Below are 19,267 nucleotides of genomic sequence, written 5' to 3' on the forward strand. Positions count from 1 at the left end.
GGCTTTTTCGTTGCAAATACCTGCGCCATCGACGTAATTCGGTGGCGCCGAAAGCTATAATCGGCGCTTTAAAACGCCGGATTACAAGCTCATGCGCCTCAGCCAATTCCACCTGGCCACCGTCAAGGAAGTCCCCGCCGACGCCGAGATCGCCAGCCACCAGCTGATGCTGCGCACCGGCATGATCCGCAAGCTCGCCTCCGGCCTGTACACCTGGAGCCCGCTGGGCCTGCGCGTGCTGCGCAAGGTGGAAGCCATTGTGCGCGAGGAAATGAACCGTGCCGGCGCACTCGAAATGCTGATGCCCACGATCCAGCCGAAAGAGCTGTGGGAAGAAACCGGCCGCTGGCAGAAATTCGGCCCACAATTGCTGAAGATCAATGATCGCAAGGAGCAGGCATTCTGCTATGCGCCCACCGCCGAAGAAGTGATTACCGACTTCGCGCGCAACGAGCTCAACAGCTACAAGCAACTGCCGGTCAATTTCTACCAGATCCAGACCAAGTTCCGCGACGAGATCCGTCCCCGTTTCGGCGTCATGCGCGCCCGCGAATTCCTGATGAAGGACGCCTATTCCTTCCATCTCACCCAGGAGTCGCTGGCCGAGACCTACGAGGCGATGTATCAGGCTTATACGCGCATATTCACGCGCCTCGGATTGAAGTTCCGCGCCGTGCAGGCGGATACCGGCGCCATTGGCGGCAATGCCAGCCATGAATTCCAGGTTCTGGCCGACTCGGGCGAAGACGCCATCGTGTTTTCCGATGGCTCCGATTACGCGGCGAATATCGAGAAAGCCGAAGCCCTCGCACCGGCCATGGCGCGCCCGGCTCCGTCCGCCGAACTGAAGCGGGTCGACACGCCGCGCGTGCGCACCGTGGACGATGTCACCGCGCACTTCGGCACATCGCCCGATCGCGTGCTCAAGACCTTGCTGGTGAAGGGTCGCGACGGACTGGTTGCACTGTGCCTGCGCGGCGACCACGAGATCAACGAGGTGAAAGCCGCCAAGCTGGCCGAGCTGCCGGACGAATCCGTCCTGGCCACCGAAGAGGAAATCCTCGCCGCCACCGGCACGCGTCCCGGCTTCCTGGGCCCGGTCGGGCTGCCCGATTCGATCCCCGTGATCGTGGACCGCAGCGCTGCCGTACTGGCCGACTTCATCTGTGGCGGCAACGCCGACGACACCCACTACAGCGGCGCCAACTGGGCGCGCGACGCCCGCCTCACCCGGGTCGAGGACATTCGCCAGGTGGTGGCCGGCGACCCCTCGCCGGACGGCAACGGCACGCTGCAATTCGCCCGCGGCATCGAGGTGGGCCATGTGTTCCAGCTCGGCAGCAAATACGCACAGGCATTGGGTGCCACGGTGCTGGACGAACAGGGCAAGGCGCAGGTCATGCTGATGGGCTGCTACGGCGTCGGCGTCAGCCGCATCGTCGCCGCCGCCATCGAGCAACGCCATGACGAGGCTGGCATTGTCTGGCCGGAAGCGATGGCGCCGTGGCGCGTGGCCGTGTGCATCATCAATCCGAAGCGCAATCCGGACATCGCCGCCGCCGCCGAGTCGCTGTATCGGGAATTGTCCGAGCGCGGCATCGAAGCCGTACTGGATGATCGCGGCCTGCGCCCTGGCTCGATGTTTGCCGACATGGAATTGATCGGCATTCCGCATCGCGTGGTCGTCAGTGAGCGCGGACTCGCTGCCGGCACGCTGGAATACCGCGCACGCGATGCAGAAGAAAATCGCGCCATTACCCGCGACGAACTGTTCCAGTTGCTCGACTGATACTGACTCGTGCTCCATGAAAACGGCCGCTATCCGCGGCCGTTTTCGTTCGTACGGTGTGCCACGGTAATAACGCCGCACCCTGATCGATTATGTGGAATCTCATCACATAATCCTGACAAACTCTGCACCGGGATGACGCCGATCGTTAATTCCGCTTTGCAATTCGCCATTATTTGAGCAAGAATCGGCGCACCGATGGACCGGGCGTTTCCAACATTCCTCCATCCCACTGTCCACCATTAACGGGAGCCATTCATGGCCGTCGATCTCAAGAATCTCAATCACAATCAGCTCAACGACCTGATTGGCAAGGCGCAGCAGCGCCAGAACGAACTGCGCAAGGAAAAAGTCGTCAAGCTGCGCGAGAAGGTGCATGCCCTGATCAAGGCCGAGGGCTACAGCTTCGAGGACATTTTCGGCAGCACTCGCGGCAAGCGTCGCAGCACCGGCACGGTGGCTCCGAAGTACCGCAATCCGGCCGATCCGGAGCAGACCTGGTCCGGCCGCGGCAAGCGCCCGCGCTGGTTCAACGATGCACTGAAGGCTGGCAAGAAGGAAAAGGATCTGGCGATCTGATTCATCGTTGCCAACGAACATAAAAAACGCCGGCTTCAAGCCGGCGTTTTTTTATGAATGGCGGGAGAAAGAAAAGTTGCGCTGGATTGCCCCCTCACCCCAACACTCTCCTCGGTGAGGAAAGGGGCCGAATGGGCCAGGCGGGCTCGTTTTCCTGGCGGACACGAGGCTACCTGCAGGCTTGAAGGATCGCGACCGCCTTTGTTTCAGGAAGCCCCTATTTACAGGGATCGCCTGGGGGCCACCAGCAATTCGCCGAACATCAGGCCGGCGGCCAGTGCAATAAGCAAGGTAATCAGCAACAACCCGGTATCCATGCCCAGCTTCGTACTGCGCTCCAGCAAATAGGATACGCTGCGAAAACCCACGCTGCCCGGCACCAGCAGCAGAATGCCGGGTTCGCGAATGACGGCACCGGGCCGATGCGCAAAACGGGCATACAGGTTGGCCAAGGCACTCAATACCAGGCCACCGAGAAATACGCCGAAGGGCGCGGCGGGCAGGCGACCGGCAATTTCGCCGCCCCAGCGCGTGGTGAAGTACCCCACCACCACTGCGAAAATCACCACCGGCCAGTCGCGTCTGGCCGCGCGGAACAGGATCGCGAACGCGACTGCGGCTATCAGCAAGGCCGGATAATCCGTCCAGCTCGGCAAGGGCGGAAGCACGAAATCGCGCGCATGGATGCCCAGTGCGTTGCATACCTCGCTCGCCGCCAGCGTGCCGAAGCCGAGCTTGAGCAGAGTGGACATGGCGCCGCCCATGCGCGCCATGCCCGATACCAGGTGCTGGCTGGAGATTTCGCGCACCGCCGTGGTCAGCGACATGCCCGGAATCAGGATGATCAGACTGGACAGGATCACCGACTTGATCGCCAGCGGAACAATCCATGCACTCACCACGATGGTGATCATCGTCGCCACCAGGGCGCTGATGGCATCGCTGGCCACCGACAGGCGCGGCCGGGTCGACGCAAGGATGGTGATGCCGCCGATCAGCAGGCCGATCACCCCGGCCACCACCATGTCCACCCACGAACTGTGCAGGAACAGTGCGGCGATGCAGGCGGCGGACAGCCCGTAGCTGATGATCACATTGGCCTGGTCGCGCCGCGTATCCGGCAAGTCCAGCGCGCGCAACTGGTGAAAGCCCTCGCGCAGGTCGAGCTGGCCGTCGATGACCTGGTCGGCGATATCGTCCGCCCGGCACAAACGCTCCAGATTCACGTCGCCCGGCAGCAGCCGCACCACCTGGGTCACCTGGGCCAGGCCTTCCTCGCCCTGCCCCTGGTCGGCGAAGGAGATGATGATGGCGGTGGGGCTGGACCACACTTCCGCGATCAGGCCAAGCCGTTGCGCCACGCCCGAGATCGCCATCTCCAGGCGCGGTGCCGAGGTGCCGTACTTGTGCAGCCGACGCGCCAGCTCGACCAGGAACGCAATGCGGGTATTGAGCGCAGCGGAAGCCGGCGATATGACGTGGACCGGCTCGTTCATGGGCATGACGGCATGCTCCCCCGATCCGGCCCGAAGGCGGTGGGGACCATGCGTGGACGAGGGAGTGGGCGGAAAGGCATGCGACTAGTAAAACCGATTTGGACGTCCATGCCTATGCCCGTTGCCCTCGCGATTCACACTGCAGCGCGCACCAGCAAGGTGGTCCCGTCGACCGACAGCACTTCGACCGCGCTGCCGATCGGCAGATCCGGTCCGCTGACCAGCCATTGGCCGTCGCCCACTTGCGCCTTGCCGCGACCGTTGACGATCGCCTCCACCAGTACGTAGCGACGACCGATCATCTGTTCCGCACGCCGGTTCAAGCGTTCCGCACCAGGCTGGCTGCGTCGCAGCCGGGGCCGCAGCCAGAAGCCGTACACCGCGCAGGAAGCGAACGTCAGCAACGCGAATGCGATCGCCTGCGACAACAGCGACAGGTCAGGCATCGCCCACAACAAGGCGCCGGTGACAGCGGCGGCAATACCGATCCAGAGCATGAAGTAGCCGGGCACGGCCACCTCGATGGCGATCAGCACCAACGCCAGGATCCACCACAGGTAATGTCCGGTCATGATGAATATCCGTGGGTAAGCAATGGCCCCGCTTCCAGCATCGGAAGCGGGGCGCGAAGGTCAACCGATCGGGGGCGGAATGCGCGTTCCCGCCGGCTTCGCCGGAGGCGTTCCGCGCGATGGCTGCTGGCTCAGCGCGTCCTTGGCCAGCTCGGCGATACCGGCCAGCGAACCGAGCACGCCGGTGGCTTCCACCGGCAGCAGCAACAGCTTCTGGTTGGGCGACTGTGCCATCACCTTCAACGCTTCCACGTAATTGTTGGCCACGAAGTAGTTCAGTGCGTTGACATTGCCGCCGGCGATGGCGTCGGACACCATGGTGGTGGCCTTGGCTTCGGCCTCGGCCGAACGCTCGCGTGCTTCGGCAGCGCGGAAGGCGGCCTCTTTCTCGCCTTCGGCAGACAGGATCACCGACTGCTTTTCGCCCTCGGCCTTGAGGATGGCTGCCTGGCGGAAGCCCTCCGCATCCAGGATGTTCGCGCGCTTCTCGCGCTCGGCCTTCATCTGCCGCGCCATGGCATCGATCAGGTCGCGCGGCGGCGCAATGTCCTTGATCTCGATGCGGTTGACCTTGACGCCCCACGGATGCGTGGCCTCGTCGACCACGCGCAGCAACCGCGCGTTGATTTCGTCGCGCTTGCTCAGGCTCTCGTCCAGGTCCATCGAGCCGAGCACGGTGCGGATGTTGGTCATCACCAGCGCCAGCGAAGCCTGCTCGAGATTGGCCACCTCGTAGGCGGCCTTGGACGCGTCCAGCACCTGGTAGAACACCACGCCATCCACACGCACCACGGCGTTGTCCTTGGTGATCACGTCCTGCGAGGGCACGTCGAGCACCTGCTCCATCATGTTCATCTTGCGGCCCACGGCCTGATAGATCGGAATCAGGAAATGCAGCCCAGGCGAGAGCGTGCCCGTATAGCGACCGAACGTCTCCACCGTCCATTCGTAACCCTGCGGCACGATGCGCACCAGCTTCGCCAGCACGATCACCACCACCACGACCACCACCAGCGCAAACAAGCTTCCCATGACCCGCCCCCACATTCCGTTGAAAGCACGCAGTATAGGCGAGCTACGCGCCGGGGACGGTTACGTGATTACGTAACGCGCCCGGGAAAGCGCGCTATGGCGGCGCCAGCGGCAACAGCAGGCTTACCCGCAGGCCACCCTCGGCGCGGTTCGCCAAGGCGATGCGACCGCCATGGGCTTCGACGATCTCGCGCGCCAGCGCCAGGCCCAACCCGGTGCCGGAGCGTTTGGTGGAATAAAACGGCAACAGCGCCTGTGCCAGCACGTTCTGGCTCATGCCGGGGCCGCGGTCGGCCACCTCGATGCGCACGTCACGGCTGACCACACCGATCGTCAGCGTTACCTCATCGGCATCACCCTCGGCCTCGTGCGCGTTCTTCACCAGGTTGATCAATACCTGCTCGATCTGCGCCGGGTCAAACCAGCCCTGCTGCGTGGGCAGCTCGCCGACCAAGCGGAAGCGGCAATGCAGCGCCAGCCCGTCGAGAAAAGCCGGCCACGCCACCGGCACCACCTGTGGTGTCGGCAACTTGGCAAAGCGGGCATAGCCGTCGATGAAGCCATGCAGGTGCCGCGCACGCTCACCGATGGTGGCGAATACGCCAGGCAGGCGCTCCAGATTGCCTCGGCGCGCCAACTCGGCACCGGAATGGGCCATCGAGGAAATCGGCGCCAGCGAATTGTTGAGCTCGTGGCTGACCACGCGGATCACCCGCTTCCATGCCGCAACTTCCTGCCGCGACAGCTCGCGGGTCATGCGCCGGAACAACTGCAACCGATGCGGCCGTCCCTGCAGGCGGAAGGCGCGCTGCGACAGGTGGAAGGTTTCCTCGCTGCCGTCCATGTCCACCGTGAACAATGCATCCTCGTGGCCATCGACGGCGGTGCGCAATGCCTCGGGCGCGCCGGCCAGCAGATTGGCGAAGTCCAGCCCGTTGAGGCTGCGCCCCTCGTTGAACAGATGGCGCGCGGCGATATTGGCGTAGGCCACGCGGCCGATCGCATCGGTCAACACCAGGGCCACCGGCGTGTTCTGCACCACCGTGTCCAGCAGCAACTCGCGTTGCGCCAGATGCTGGCGTTGCTCGCGCAAGGTCTGGCCCAGCGCGTTGTGCATATGGATCAGGTCGCCCAGCTCGTCGCGCCGGCGCATCGCGATGGAAAAGCTGAAATCGCCATCGCGATAGCTGGCCACCGCACCCTCGAGTGCACGCAGCAATCGCTTCAGCGGCCCCATCACCCCGTGCGCCAGCCACCACGCCAGCGGCAACAGCAGGATCAGGCAAAGAAGCAGTGCGCCGTAAGTCCCCATCGCTGCGAGGCCGGGTATGTCCAGCTTCAGGTCATCGTGCGCCCACGCCAGCAATTGCGGCAACGGCCACTCGGTCAGCCCCGCGTAAAGCAGCGCCCCGCACAAGCCGGCCAGTGCCAGCAGACCGGTCAGGCGACCTTCCAGCGAATTCAGCCGGCGCATGCGCGACGCCTTGTGCGTGACACCGGCATCAGCAGCATTGCCGATCCACCGGGGTGCGCTGGCAACCCATCGGCGGGCGACCATTCGCATCCACCCTGCCGGCGCCCATCATCAGCCCGTGCGTTTGCATACGGGTATCTGACGCCGCGGTCTGCTCCAACGCATCGCCTATCTGCAAAAACAGGGGAAGAATGATCAACCGGCAATTTCGCATGACCTGCTCTCCTCGTGCCACGGCTCGTGATGTTCTACACCGGGACGGCCCTGGATGCCCACTGCCGAAAGGCGCGACTGGCAGCTTTGGTCAGCCCTGCCCACTCAGCCCGTAACGTTCCATGCGCCGATACAGCGCCTGCCGCGACAGACCAAGCGATTGCGCCGCCCGGCTGACCACGCCGCCGGCCTTGCCCAAGGCGACTTCCACGGCCTCGCGGCTGGGTTCGTCCAGGTTGCGCGTACCCACCGCGGTGTGCTGCGGCAAGTTGAGCAGCTCGGGAGTGATGGGACCGTCGCCGGCCAGCAATGCGGCGCGTTCGATCGCGTTCTTCAACTCGCGCACATTGCCCGGCCACGGATAGTTGAGCAGGGCTTCACGCGCCACATCACCGAGTTCGGCGCGGCCATCCAGGAAATGCTCGGCCAGCGGCAGGATGTCATCCGTACGCTCGGCCAGCGACGGCAAGTTCACCTCGATCACGTTGAGGCGGTAATACAGGTCTTCGCGAAAACTGCCAGCGCGGATCATCGCCTTGAGGTCGGCATTGGTGGCGCTGAGCACGCGTACCTTCGCCTGCCGCGTGCGGCCGGAGCCGAGCCGTTCGAACTGGCCGGTTTCCAGCACGCGCAGCAGCTTCATCTGGCCGGGCAGCGGCAGGTTACCGATCTCGTCGAGGAACAATGTGCCGCCATCGGCCAGCTCGAAACGCCCCTCACGTGCCTTGTTCGCGCCGGTGTAGGCACCGGCTTCGGCGCCGAACAATTCCGCCTCGATCAGTTCGCCCGGCAACGCGCCGCAATTCACCGCCACGAACGGACCCTTCTTCACCGCCGAGTTGGCATGCACGATCGCCGCAATGCGCTCCTTGCCCGCGCCATTGGGTCCGGTGATCAACACCGGTACGTCCGAGCGCGCCACCTGGCAAGCCAGTTCCAGCGTGCGCGCCATCGCGTCGGAGGCGAACACCAGGCTGTCCAGCTCGTACTTGCCCTCCAGTGCCTCGCGCCGGCGCCGACGCTCGCGCCGGGTCCGGCTCACCTCGCGGCTGGATTCGGACAGTTCCAGCAGGTTCTCCACCGTCGCCAGCAGCTTGCTGTCATCCCACGGCTTGGACAGGTAATCGGCGGCACCGGCCTTGACCAGTTCCACCGCGGTTTCCAGGTGCGTCCACGCGGTCAGCAGGATCACCGGCAGGTCGGAATACTGTCCACGGATGGCGCGGAACAGTTCCACGCCCTCCTCGCCCGAGGTGGTGTCCGCGGTGAAATTCATGTCCTGGATCACCACGTCCACCCGCTCGCGCGCCAGCATCGCCATGCCCTCATCGGGATTCAGCGCCACCAGCGGGCGGATGTCGTGCAGCGAAAGCAGCAGCGACAGCGCCTCGCCCACGCCCGGGTTGTCGTCAATGATGAGTACGCTTCTCATGATTTTCCTGCACATGCCGGGATGGATGCATCCCGGGCCCAAAAGGTTGCCATGACTACCAGCCTACGTATACGAAAATATCTGCGCATCACACACTCCGCGTCGCCACCACCGGGGGCACACGCGAAGCGCGCAGCGCCGGCGACAGTACAGCGAGCTGCCCCAGGGCCAGCATCAGTGCCGCACCAACCGGCAGCCAGATCCATGGCAATTGCGGCAGCTCGTAGTAATGCATCAGCAAGCGGTTGCCAAGGCTGGCCAGCAGCATGCCGAGCACGATGCCGGCGCCCACGATCAAGGCGTTCTCGGTGAGAAAATGCACGAGAATGTCGGCCCGCCGCGCGCCCAGCGCGCGGCGGATGCCGATCTGCCGCGTACGCTTCTGCACCCAGAAGCCGGTAAGGCCCATGATGCCTATCAGGGTCACCACCAACACCGTCGATGCCACGCCGAGGAACAACCACAGCGCGGCGCGTCGGCCGCTGAAAGCCTGACTGCTGCGCGTGTCGTAGAACGCGACTTTCGGCTGTGCACCCGTCTGCAACCGGGCACCAAACTGGTGCTGGATGGCTTTGCGCACGCCACGCAACGCCGCTTTGCGCATGGCAGGGTCGACCCGCACGGCATACAGCAGCACCGGCGTTTTCGCGATGCGTTCCGGCAACAGGATGGTGTCGTCGGCACGACCGCGCGTCGCCAACCCAAGCTGGTTGCGCAGCAGGTGACGCACGATGCCCACGACCAGGTACCCGGCACCAGTCGGGTTCTCGGGGTCGGCCACTCGTCGGCCCAGTGCCCGGGCCTTGTCGAACAGCTTGTGCGCCAACGCCTGCGTGATGATGATCGGCTCCGGCACTCCCTTGTAGTCGCCAGCGTTGCGGTATTCGTCCGGCAGAAAGTCACGGCCGGCGATCAGCCGAATACCCAGCGTATGCAGCAACCCGTTGCCCGTATACGCGTTGACGCCAACCTTGATTCCGCTGGGCCCCTGTGCGCCATAGGCGTAGATCATGCCGGAGGTCATCGGCAGGCTGTTGGCGGCACTGACCGCACGCACACCCGGAACCTCGCGCAAGGCCTCCGCTCCCGCGCGTACCTCGGCGGCCGTCCACTCGCCGGTGCCAGCATCCAGGTGATCGACGAAGATCAGGTTCGCGGTATCCATGCCGCTGGGCGCCAGCATGGGCTGGAGCTGCAGCCAGCCGAGGAACAGCACATTGCTCAGGATGGCGCAGGCCAATGCCACCTGCAGCAGCACCAGCAAGGGCATCAGGCTGTGCCGACGCAAGGTGGTCAGAAGAACGCGGATCGACATGGCAAACCTCCTTATTCGCTCTTGACCTGCAGGCCGGGCTCGACCCTCGACACCCGCCACGCCGGCACCAATCCCACCAGCACGCCCACCGCCAGCGTTAGCGCGAACAAGGCGCCGAACATCGTCGGATCGAGCCGCACCAGACCTGAAAACTCGTCGCCCTGCTGGCGCAATACCCACAGGCCCAACAGGGTCAGCGGGAGCGCCAGCACGCCACCGACCAGGCAAGCCAAGCCTGCCTCCAGCACATGGCGCAGGAAGATCGCACGCCTGGGCGCACCCAGTGCGCGGCGAATACCGACCTCGACGCTCTGCCGAAGGAAGCGCGCCGACAGCAGGCCCACCACATTGAACATGCACAACAGCAGGAACGACGCGGCCAACCATACGTTGAGGCGCGCGCTGTCGGGCACGGCATCGTTGCGCTTCAACCAGTCGGCCACGTCCGTGAGTGTCGATCGTGCCGGCTTGCCGAAACCGGCCAGCGCTTTCTGCTGTTCCACGTAGTTCTGCAGGAAACGGCGGTAATCCGTGACCTGATGTGGCGTATCGAGCTGCACCCAGACATTCAGCGAGGCGCAGTGCTTCGGATCGCCCGACATGCCATGGTGCGCATCCTGATACGCGGCATCGCATGCATCGGCGTCCGGCGGCATCAGCCCCGCGTCCAACGCCGCCGTATACGGCAGGTACAGACCCTCGCCGCCGTCGCTGCTGTAGGCACCGAAATTCAACCCGTAGAAGCGCGGCTGCGGCGCATACGGCACGATCACGCCAACCACGCGGAACACCGTGTGATTCAGGCGCACGCCGCGCCCCACCGCATCGGCCGTACCGAACAGCTCACGCGCCAGGTCGGTATCAATCACCGCCACGGGGGCATGCGCGGCATCTTCCGCAGCGGTCCAGTTGCGCCCGTAACGCAGGCTCACACCGAACATCGGGATGAAGTCCGCACTGGTGGCGAGTATCAACTGCTGGTTCTGCGCATGCTTGCCGTCTTCCGAGACGATGTCGGCAATCATGTCGGTCACGACCACCTGCCGCGGAGCACGGTGCGCCGCCAGCAACGCCTGTGCGTCGGCCAGTTTGATGCGCTCGTAGCCCTGGCTATAAGAAATGCCATCCAGGGCCATGTCCGTCGAGCCGTTGCCCTTTGGTTTGGCCAGCACCGTATCCACCCATGCCAGATAGAGATGCTGGCTGCGCCCCGGCAATGGATCGGCGCTGAGCACGTGCAGCAACGTCAGCGTGGTCATGCAAGCGGCCAGACCGAGCGCCACCGTGAGCACGACCAACAGCGTACTTCTGGGAAAACGGCGCAAACCGTGCAATGCCAGTTCGAGGTTGTAGGCAAACATCCATCGCTCCTTGAAACGCGAACTTCCCCACCCACTGACGGGAAAGGCCTCATGCCACTCCCATCTCCCGCAGGCGGAAGGTGGGAGCCAAACGATTACACGCTGCGCGTCGCCACCACCGGCGGCACCTTCGCCGCGCGCAAGGCAGGCGACAGCACGGCCAACTGCCCCAGCGCCAGCATCAGCACGGCGCCCAGCGGCAGGTACTGCCACGGCAGGCGCGTCAATTCGTAGTGCCGCATCAGCCACAGGTTGACCGCATACGCCAACACCATGCCCAGCAGGATGCCGGCGCTCATCACCATGAGGTTCTCCCACTGGATGTGATGCAGGATGTCGCTGTGTTTCGCGCCCAGCGCACGGCGAATGCCGATCTGCCGCGTGCGTTGTTGCACCCAGTAACTGGTCATGCCCATGATCCCGACCAGCGCCACCAGCAGCACGATCAGGCTGACACCGGACAGCAGCCACACGGCGGCCCTGGGCTGGGCCAGCATGCGTTGGCGCATGTCGCCATAGGTTTCGTAGGCCGGGTCGATGCCCTGGATCATGTTCGGACCCAGCTCGCGCTGGACCGTGGCCTTGACCGCCTTGAGCACGCCGGCCACCTCCGCCGCCGAGCGCACCCGCACGCCGAACATCGGTACCGGCCAGTTCGACGGGGTGCCGGGGAACAGCATGCTGTAGTCGATGTCCTCGCGGTTGTCCTGGCTGAACTTGTTGCGCATCAGGTGCGCCACCACGCCGACCACGGTGCGACGCCCGGCATCCGCCTGGTCGCCGATGCGGATGACCTTGCCCAGCGCATGGCCATCGGGAAACAGACGATTGGCCAGTGCCCGCGTGATGATCGTCGGCCCATCATCGTCAATGCCAATGTTTTTGTAGACCACGGCATCCTCGGTGGCGCTGAAATCGCGCCCGGCCACCAGCTTCAGGTCCAGCGTGCTGCGCAGATGGTCGCCGATATAGATCACCGCATCGGCTTTGCCATCCCTGCCATCCGCGAGGACGGTACCGGTCATTTGCGCCATGGTCTCCATCGGCCACGAACCGGCCAGGCTCACCACGGTCACGCCGGGAATGGCGCGCAGCTCCGCCGCCGTCTGGCGCAGCGTGCTCACCGGCCAAGGCTGGCCGCGCGGCGCAAGGTTCCAGGCCACCACCAGCTGCCGCGGTTGCCCCACGCCATCGGGCGTGAGGAGAGGCACCAGCTTCTGCTGCAACAGGAACAGCGCGTTGCACGCAATGGCGCAGGCCAGTGCCACCTGCAACACCACCAGCAGCGGCATCATGCGATGGCGGAGCAAGGGCTTGACGATGTGTCGCATGGATAGCTCCTTCAACCCAGCTTGATCTGCAAGGCCGGCGGCAGCCGGCACACGCGCCACGCCGGCAGGATGCCGACCAGCAGCCCCACGATCAGCGAAAGCGCGAACAGGACACCGAATACGCCGGGGCTGAACTTTGCCGCATCCGCATAACTCACCGGCTGCATGCGCACGATCCACAACCCCAGCCAGGTCAACGGCAATGCCAGCACGCCACCGATCAAGCCAAGCAGACCGGTCTCCACCAGATGCTGCACGAACACGGTTCGCCTGGATGCGCCCAGCGCACGGCGGATCGCCACGTCGCCCTGCCGGCGCAGAAAGCGCGCCGCCAGCAGTCCTGCCACGTTGACCAGGCACAACAGCAGGAAGCCGCCCGCCAACAGCAGGTTGAGGTGCACGTCGTCAGGCACCACGTGGTTCAGCGCCAGCCATGCCTGCGTGCCGACCAGTTTCGCCTGCGGCGGATAGACGAAGCGACCAGCGTCATGCTGCGTATTCGCATAGCCGGCCAGGAACCGGTCATAGGTTGCCACGGTGGCCGGCGTGTCCAGCCGCACCCAGGTTTCGATCCAGCGGCACTGCCCCACCGCGGCGGACTGGAAGCTGGCCACCGGCGCGCCCTTGCCGCATTCGCCCGCAAGCAAGGGTCCCACGCCCGCGTCCAGCGCCGCCTGCGCCGGCACCAGGAACATCTCCTTCTGGCCCATCACCGTGCCCTGGTTTTGCCGCACGTCGAACATCCGCACACGCGGATTCCATGGTGCACTCACGCCGATCACGCGAAAGTCGCGCCGCCCCAGCGTCACGCTGCGACCCACCGCGTTCTCCGTACCGAACAGTTTCTGCGCCACCTCGGTATCGATCACCACCACCGGCGCAGCGGATGCCTGCTCGGCCTCGGTCCACGATCGCCCATGGCGCAACGGCACACCGAGCACTTGCAGCACCGGGCCGTAAGCCATCAAGCCATACGCTTTCTCTGACCGCTTGCCGTCAGGCCGGGCGAACTGCGTCAGGCTCGCCGCCACCGCCACCTGCTGCATGGCATGGTGCGCATCCACCAGGGCCTTGGCATCGGAAAACTTCAGCAGGCTGTCCGGTTGCTTGTAGTCCGGATTGTCCTTGTCCACCGCTTCGCGCGCGTCCATCGTCGCCACGTACAGATGCGAACTGATGCCCGGCAACGGTTCGCCGGCGAGCGCACCAAAGATCGTCATCGCCGTCATCGTCGCGGCGATGCCGATGGCCATGGTCAGCACCAGCAATCCCACCATCGGCAGGTTCTGCCGGCAGCGTCGCAAGGCCAGTCGCAGGTAGTAGTCGAACATCCCGTCTTCCTTGTTTCGTTTCATCGTTGGCGCACACCACGTGCACGAACGTTTCCGACTTCGATCAAGCACACGAGCCATCGCGCACAGGGTGCGCTCCTACACCGAGCGCGTCGCCACCACCGGCGGCACTGCCGCTGCGCGCAGCGCGGGGCCGAGCACGGCGAGCTGGCCGAGCAGCCACAACACGATGGCGCCCGAGGTCAGCCAGGCCAACGGCATGTGCGCCAGTTCGTAGCGTTTCATCAGCCACAGGTTCAGCCCCACCGCGCCGAGCGAGCCGAGCACGATGCCCGCGCCGACAATCAGCAGGTTCTCGACCTGGAAATAACGGAGAATGTCGCGCCGCGTTGCTCCTATCGCACGGCGTATGCCGATCTGCCGAGTGCGCTGCTGCACCCAGAAGCTGGACAGGCCAACCACGCCTAGCGCGGTCAGCGCCAGCAGGCAGCCGGTGACCACCAGCAACACCCAGATCATGGCGCGGTCGCCGTGGTAGTAATCCGAGATCGTGTCGGCATAGATCTTCGCCTGCACCATGCGCATGGGGTCGATGCGGGTGAGCACGCCGGGAAGGTCGCGCACGACCGTACCGCGCATGTCCGGCCTCACGCGCAACACGTACGCCCCACCGACCACCTTGGTCGACGGCAGGATCATGTTGCGATCCGCGCCCTGATATTTGGTGATGCTCGGATTGAGTAGATGGTCGGTCACCCCCACCACCTGCACGGACTCCTTGCCGTCGCTGTCCAGCCAGAAGGTTTTACCCAGTGGGTTCTGACCGGGCCAAAGCGCTTCGGCCAGCGTGTGCGTGACGATGACGACCGTCGGTGGCAGTGCCTTGCTGTCCGGACCGCCGAAGAGGCCTGGCGTGTAGGGTACGTACTCCTGCGGCCGGAAATCGCGCCCCGCCGACAACTTGATGCCCAAGGTGTGCAGCATGCCGGGCGTCCCCACGTACTCGACCACGTTGTCGATTTCGTTTTTCTTGTCGCCGGGACGACGCCAAGCCCCCACGCTCATGTAGTTGCGACTCAACGGCAGCGAGTTGGCCATCGCCACCGACTCGACACCGGGCATGCCGCGCAGGGCTGCCAGATCGGCGTCGGTATCGGTACCCATCTTGGTGCCTTGCCCCAGATCGAGGCCGGTGGTGCGCGCCCATACCAGCTCGTTGTCGGCCACGCCGGTGGCCACACGCATGGCCGCCAGCCGGTCGCCGATCAGGAACAGCGCATTGGTGACGATGGCGCAGGTCAGCGCGATTTCCAGCGCCACCAGCACGACCGTGGTCTTGTGGTGCTTCAATGCGGAAATGATGGGATGCATGGGCGATGTCCTTATTGCGTCTTCAACAGGCGAGCGGGCACGAGGCGGCAGGCACGCCACGCCGGGAACAAGGCCGCCAGCAAGGTAGCGCACACGGCCAGCACGACGGTGGCACCGAGCATCGATCCGTCCATGTGCGCATACGCTGCATATTCCACCGGTTGCTGACGCACGACCCACAGGCCGAAGGCCGCCAGCAGCAGCCCCACGACACCACCGGCCAGTCCCACCAGTGCAGCCTCCACCAGCAACTGCGCAAACACCGAGCGCTTCGACGCGCCCATGGCACGCCGCACGGAGAGCTCGCCACCGCGACGCAGGAACTTCACCAGCAGCATCGCCACCGTGTTGACCAGACACACCAGCAGGAAGCCCAGCGCCAGCAGGGTCTGCAACTGCACGCTGCCCGGTACCACGTGGTTGTAGTCCAGCCATTGCATCACGTCGCGCAGCCGTACATTCGGCGGTCGTGCAAAGCGACCCAGCGCCTTTTGTTGCGCCGAGTAGTTGACGAGAAAGTCGCGATAGGAGGCAACTTGCACCGGCGTATCCAGTTGCACCCAGAACTGCACCCAGGCGCAGCCATTGGCCTTGGTCATGTTGCCATCCGCCGGAAAATCTCCCCAGCACATCATGCTGCCCCGAATGCCCTGCTTCAGCTCCATCGCCGTCTCGAACGGCAGGAACACCTGCTCGGGTTTGGCATAGCTGCCCATCGAGAGATCGTAGAAATGCGGCGCCGGGTTCCAGCGGTCGATCACGCCGATGACACGGAAATCGTACTTGCCCAGCCGCAGCGTCTGGCCCACCGCATGCGGCGTGCCGTAGAGCTTGTCGGCCAGCTCGCGGGCGATCACCGCCACGCGCGCATGCTTGTCGTCGTCGTCGGCCGTCCAGCCACTCCCATCAACGAATGGCACGCCGAACATCGGGAAAAAATCCGCCGTGGCATAACGGGTATCGGCCATGAAAGCATGCGTTGCCCCTTGTGGCGGCACCACGGTCACGCGCCCGCCCGACATCGCCGCCTGACGCACACCCTTGTGTGCGTGCAACAGATTCATCGCATCCATCCAGGTCATTTCGTCCGGCGGATCGCTGGTTTTGATGTAGCCATCCATGCCCTGCGGATCGAGCTGCGGGTAGAACAGCTTTCCGCTACGCCCCGGCATTGGATCGGCCGTCATCACGTGCAGCACCGTGATCATCGTCATGCTTGCGCCGATGCCCAGTGCAATGGCCAGCACCATCAGCGCGGTAAGCACCTTGTTGCGCTTCAGGCTGTGCCATGCCAGATCGAGGTAATAGTTGAACATTACGTCTCCTTGTCCTGTTCCCTTGGCGTAGGAGCCCGCTCGCGGGCGATGCCTTTGCCTGGATGCAGCAGAGCATGAGCATCGCCCACGAGCGAGCTCCTACCCGGGTTTCGTGGCCGCGGCCTTCTCACACGCTGCGTGTAGCCACCACCGGTGGCACGTTCGAGGCGCGCAGCGCCGGCGACAGCACCGCAAGCTGACCGAGCACCCACAGCGCCAGTGCCCCCACGGGCAAGTACCACAACGGCAGGCGCGGCAATTCGTAGTGGGTCATCAGCAGCAGGTTCAGGCCGATCGCCAGCAGTACGCCCAGCACCACGCCGGCGGTAACGATGAGGAAGTTCTCGGCCTGGAAGTAGTGCAGGATGTCGCTGCGTGTTGCTCCAATCGCGCGGCGGATGCCGATGCTGCGCGTGCGCTGTTGCACCCAGAAATTCGCCAACCCGGCGATGCCCAGCGCGGTGACGAACAGCAAACCCAGCGCCGAGGCGATCAACAGGCCGATCATGGTGGTATCGCGCTGGAAATATTCAGCGCGGATCTGGCTGTAGGTCTCCATTTGTTTCGGATCGATGATGCGGTTGGGGCTGGCCTTGAGCAGTGCGGCCTCGGCCGCCTTGAGCACGCGCTGGCGATCGCCGGGCGCGCTGCGCAACACATAAGTGGCGCTGGCATGATCGGGCAACTGCGGGAAGATCATGCTGTCGTCGGCGGTGCCCGGCTGGCGCGGGGCCGGCCGCAACAGGGTATCGACGATGCCGATCACGCGGATGAAGTTGTCTCCGTCATACATGTCCTTCCCCAGCGCCGCCTGCCCCGGATACATCTTCTGCGCCAGGGCCCGCGTGATGATCGCCACCGCGGGCTTGCCCTTGCTCACGTACTCCTCCGGCAGGAAATCGCGCCCCGCCACCAGATGCAGGCCCAGCGTGGCGACCAGGCCCGGCGTGCCGTCGTACCAGGCAGGCTGCACGCAGCCGCTGCCGTCGATCGAGTTGCGCTGCATGGCCCGGTCCAGCGCCTCCTTGCTGGGACAGATGCCGCTGGAGGATTCACTCTGGTCCAGCGGCAGCGCATAGCTGACCGCCGCCACGGATTGCACGCCGGGAATCGCGCGCAAGGCCGCCAGGTCGGCCGTATGGCGTGCCTGCGGGTTCTCGCCTTTTTCAATGCCGCGGCTGTGGATCGCCGACAGCTCGCTTTCAGCGATGCCGGTGGACACGCTGATGCGCTGCACGCGCTGCGCCACCATGAACACCACGTTGCAGACGATGGCGCAGGTGAAGGCCACCTGCAGGGTCAGCAAGGTGGCGGTGAGCTTGTGCTTGTGCAGCGTGGAAAGAATCGGTCGAATCGGCATGTCTCAGCCTCCCTTCAGTTGCGGTGCCGGCGGCACGCGACAGGCACGCCACGCCGGCAGCAGGCCGGCCAACACGCTGGCGAGAACGGCCAGCCCCAGCGTGCCCAGCAGCATCGACATATCCATCTGCGCCAGCTTGGCGTAGTCGTCCGGGCGCTGACGAATGCTCCACAGGCCGAGCTGGGCGATGGCCAGGCCCAGCACGCCACCGGCCACGCCGATCAGCGCGGACTCGATGCCCAGCTGCACGAAGATGTCGCGTCGCCGCGCACCCAGCGCCCGACGCACGCTGATCGCGCCGCTGCGGCGCAGGAATTTGGCCAACAACAACGCCACGATGTTCAGCAGGCACACGAACAGGAAACCCAGCGCCAGCCACAACTGCAGGTCCACGTCGCCTGGCACCAGGTTCTCGTGCGCCAGCCAACCCATCAGGTCGTACAGCTTGGCGTTGGTAGGCGGGCGTTGGAAACGGCCCAGCGCCTTCTGCTGCGCGGAGTAGTCGACCAGGTATTGCCGATACGCCGCCACCTGGGCCGGTGTGTCCAGTTGCACCCAGAACTGCAGCCAGCTCATGGTCGGGCTGGTCAACGAGAAATCGTGCTTGCCCCAGCTGGACTGGTTGCCGCTGACCTGCAACTTTTCGTCCACTGCCACCGACAGCGGCAGGAAGAACAGATCGGCATCGCTGTACTGGGTGCCAGTCTGATCGTCATAGAACACCGGTTTGGGCGCCCAATCGGCAGTGACGCCGATTACCCGAAAGTCGTGCTCACCCAGGCGCACGGTCTGGCCAACCGCCTTGCCCGTACCGAACAGCTTGCGTGCCAGTGTCTCGGACAGCACCACCACCTGTGCACCGGCCGCGTCATCCGCCGCGCTCCAGCCACTGCCCTGCTCGAACGGCACGCCGAACAGCGCGAAGAAATCCGTCGTGGCGTAGCGCCCGCTCACGTAGAACGGGCGCAGATCCGCGCGCGCCGGACGCAGCAGCAACGAGCCGCCCGAAATCGCCGCCTGCCGCACACCGCGATGCGCCTTGAGCAGCGCCATCGCATCGGGCCAGGTCATGTCGTCGGTGGGGTTCGGACTGCCGTCCCGCAGCTTGTAGTCCCGCGGCAAGGGATCCAGATGTGGCGTGTACAAGTGCGCACTGCGCCCCGGCATCGGGTCGTCAGTCATCACGTGCAACACCGTCAGCATCGTCATCGACGCACCGATGCCCAGGCCGATGGCCAGCACCATCAGGCCAGTGAGTACGGGCGTGCGCTTCAGGCTGCGCCACGCCAAGTCGAGGTAATAACCGAACATCATGAGCCTCCTGCCATCACGGG

Annotated in this window: 15 protein-coding genes; 2 read left to right on the forward strand and 13 right to left on the reverse strand. The window is 64.7% G+C overall.

Annotation, left to right across the window (positions count from 1 at the left end; translation table 11 throughout):
• The first annotated feature begins 91 nt into the window (after positions 1-91).
• Both AB7849_RS01635 and AB7849_RS01640 read left to right on the forward strand, forming a co-directional pair.
• Positions 92-1,789, forward strand: a complete 1,698-nt coding sequence (locus AB7849_RS01635; RefSeq protein ID WP_008215999.1) for a proline--tRNA ligase — start codon at positions 92-94, stop codon at positions 1,787-1,789.
• Positions 1,790-2,047: 258 nt separating this feature from the next.
• Entirely contained in the window at positions 2,048-2,368 is a 321-nt protein-coding gene (locus AB7849_RS01640; protein ID WP_008216001.1) for an H-NS histone family protein, read from the forward strand.
• 221 nt (positions 2,369-2,589) lie between these two features.
• On the opposite strand, the gene AB7849_RS01645 is transcribed toward AB7849_RS01640, so the two are convergent.
• The 13 genes from AB7849_RS01645 to AB7849_RS01705 all read right to left on the reverse strand — a co-directional run bounded on the left by AB7849_RS01645 (position 2,590) and on the right by AB7849_RS01705 (position 19,244).
• Positions 2,590-3,870: a threonine/serine ThrE exporter family protein gene (locus AB7849_RS01645; protein ID WP_008216003.1), complete on the reverse strand. Its 1,281-nt coding sequence runs from the start codon at positions 3,868-3,870 to the stop codon at positions 2,590-2,592.
• A 128-nt stretch (positions 3,871-3,998) separates the two neighbouring features.
• Positions 3,999-4,436 (reverse strand): NfeD family protein, encoded by a 438-nt coding sequence (locus AB7849_RS01650; protein ID WP_008216004.1) that lies wholly within the window; start codon positions 4,434-4,436, stop codon positions 3,999-4,001.
• Between the two features lie 60 nt (positions 4,437-4,496).
• Positions 4,497-5,468, reverse strand: coding sequence for an SPFH domain-containing protein (locus AB7849_RS01655; protein WP_008216005.1), 972 nt, complete (start codon positions 5,466-5,468; stop codon positions 4,497-4,499).
• Positions 5,469-5,562: 94 nt separating this feature from the next.
• Positions 5,563-6,942, reverse strand: a complete 1,380-nt coding sequence (locus tag AB7849_RS01660) for a sensor histidine kinase (RefSeq protein ID WP_037102175.1) — start codon at positions 6,940-6,942, stop codon at positions 5,563-5,565.
• A gap of 304 nt (positions 6,943-7,246) precedes the next feature.
• Entirely contained in the window at positions 7,247-8,587 is a 1,341-nt protein-coding gene (locus tag AB7849_RS01665) for a sigma-54-dependent transcriptional regulator (RefSeq protein ID WP_008216010.1), read from the reverse strand.
• An 88-nt stretch (positions 8,588-8,675) separates the two neighbouring features.
• Entirely contained in the window at positions 8,676-9,902 is a 1,227-nt protein-coding gene (locus tag AB7849_RS01670) for an ABC transporter permease (protein WP_008216013.1), read from the reverse strand.
• A gap of 11 nt (positions 9,903-9,913) precedes the next feature.
• The gene (locus AB7849_RS01675; RefSeq protein WP_008216015.1) at positions 9,914-11,263 is read right to left on the reverse strand and encodes an ABC transporter permease; all 1,350 of its coding nucleotides are present in this window, start codon (positions 11,261-11,263) and stop codon (positions 9,914-9,916) included.
• A gap of 95 nt (positions 11,264-11,358) precedes the next feature.
• Positions 11,359-12,594 carry an ABC transporter permease gene (locus tag AB7849_RS01680; protein ID WP_008216017.1) on the reverse strand — a complete coding sequence of 412 codons (1,236 nt, stop codon included), beginning with the start codon at positions 12,592-12,594 and terminating at the stop codon, positions 11,359-11,361.
• Positions 12,595-12,605: 11 nt separating this feature from the next.
• Positions 12,606-13,949 (reverse strand): ABC transporter permease, encoded by a 1,344-nt coding sequence (locus tag AB7849_RS01685; RefSeq protein WP_237711930.1) that lies wholly within the window; start codon positions 13,947-13,949, stop codon positions 12,606-12,608.
• A 75-nt stretch (positions 13,950-14,024) separates the two neighbouring features.
• Positions 14,025-15,257: an ABC transporter permease gene (locus AB7849_RS01690; protein ID WP_008216020.1), complete on the reverse strand. Its 1,233-nt coding sequence runs from the start codon at positions 15,255-15,257 to the stop codon at positions 14,025-14,027.
• Positions 15,258-15,268: 11 nt separating this feature from the next.
• Positions 15,269-16,573, reverse strand: a complete 1,305-nt coding sequence (locus tag AB7849_RS01695; protein ID WP_008216022.1) for an ABC transporter permease — start codon at positions 16,571-16,573, stop codon at positions 15,269-15,271.
• Positions 16,574-16,700: 127 nt separating this feature from the next.
• Positions 16,701-17,933 carry an ABC transporter permease gene (locus AB7849_RS01700; RefSeq protein ID WP_008216025.1) on the reverse strand — a complete coding sequence of 411 codons (1,233 nt, stop codon included), beginning with the start codon at positions 17,931-17,933 and terminating at the stop codon, positions 16,701-16,703.
• A 3-nt stretch (positions 17,934-17,936) separates the two neighbouring features.
• Entirely contained in the window at positions 17,937-19,244 is a 1,308-nt protein-coding gene (locus tag AB7849_RS01705) for an ABC transporter permease (protein ID WP_369500495.1), read from the reverse strand.
• Between the last annotated feature and the right edge of the window lie 23 nt (positions 19,245-19,267).

This window comes from Rhodanobacter sp. FW021-MT20 (assembly GCF_041107475.1).
Classification (GTDB): domain Bacteria; phylum Pseudomonadota; class Gammaproteobacteria; order Xanthomonadales; family Rhodanobacteraceae; genus Rhodanobacter_A; species Rhodanobacter_A glycinis.

Excerpts from the sequence above, each read along its gene's own strand:
- AB7849_RS01705 (WP_369500495.1), bottom strand. The coding sequence starts at position 19,244 with ATGTTCGGTTATTACCTCGACTTGGCGTGGCGCAGCCTGAAGCGCACG.
- AB7849_RS01640 (WP_008216001.1), top strand. The coding sequence starts at position 2,048 with ATGGCCGTCGATCTCAAGAATCTCAATCACAATCAGCTCAACGACCTG.
- AB7849_RS01675 (WP_008216015.1), bottom strand. The coding sequence starts at position 11,263 with ATGTTTGCCTACAACCTCGAACTGGCATTGCACGGTTTGCGCCGTTTT.
- AB7849_RS01645 (WP_008216003.1), bottom strand. The coding sequence starts at position 3,870 with ATGCCCATGAACGAGCCGGTCCACGTCATATCGCCGGCTTCCGCTGCG.
- AB7849_RS01635 (WP_008215999.1), top strand. The coding sequence starts at position 92 with ATGCGCCTCAGCCAATTCCACCTGGCCACCGTCAAGGAAGTCCCCGCC.
- AB7849_RS01700 (WP_008216025.1), bottom strand. The coding sequence starts at position 17,933 with ATGCCGATTCGACCGATTCTTTCCACGCTGCACAAGCACAAGCTCACC.
- AB7849_RS01665 (WP_008216010.1), bottom strand. The coding sequence starts at position 8,587 with ATGAGAAGCGTACTCATCATTGACGACAACCCGGGCGTGGGCGAGGCG.
- AB7849_RS01680 (WP_008216017.1), bottom strand. The coding sequence starts at position 12,594 with ATGCGACACATCGTCAAGCCCTTGCTCCGCCATCGCATGATGCCGCTG.
- AB7849_RS01670 (WP_008216013.1), bottom strand. The coding sequence starts at position 9,902 with ATGTCGATCCGCGTTCTTCTGACCACCTTGCGTCGGCACAGCCTGATG.
- AB7849_RS01685 (WP_237711930.1), bottom strand. The coding sequence starts at position 13,949 with ATGAAACGAAACAAGGAAGACGGGATGTTCGACTACTACCTGCGACTG.
- AB7849_RS01695 (WP_008216022.1), bottom strand. The coding sequence starts at position 16,573 with ATGTTCAACTATTACCTCGATCTGGCATGGCACAGCCTGAAGCGCAAC.
- AB7849_RS01655 (WP_008216005.1), bottom strand. The coding sequence starts at position 5,468 with ATGGGAAGCTTGTTTGCGCTGGTGGTGGTCGTGGTGGTGGTGATCGTG.
- AB7849_RS01660 (WP_037102175.1), bottom strand. The coding sequence starts at position 6,942 with ATGCGCCGGCTGAATTCGCTGGAAGGTCGCCTGACCGGTCTGCTGGCA.
- AB7849_RS01690 (WP_008216020.1), bottom strand. The coding sequence starts at position 15,257 with ATGCATCCCATCATTTCCGCATTGAAGCACCACAAGACCACGGTCGTG.
- AB7849_RS01650 (WP_008216004.1), bottom strand. The coding sequence starts at position 4,436 with ATGACCGGACATTACCTGTGGTGGATCCTGGCGTTGGTGCTGATCGCC.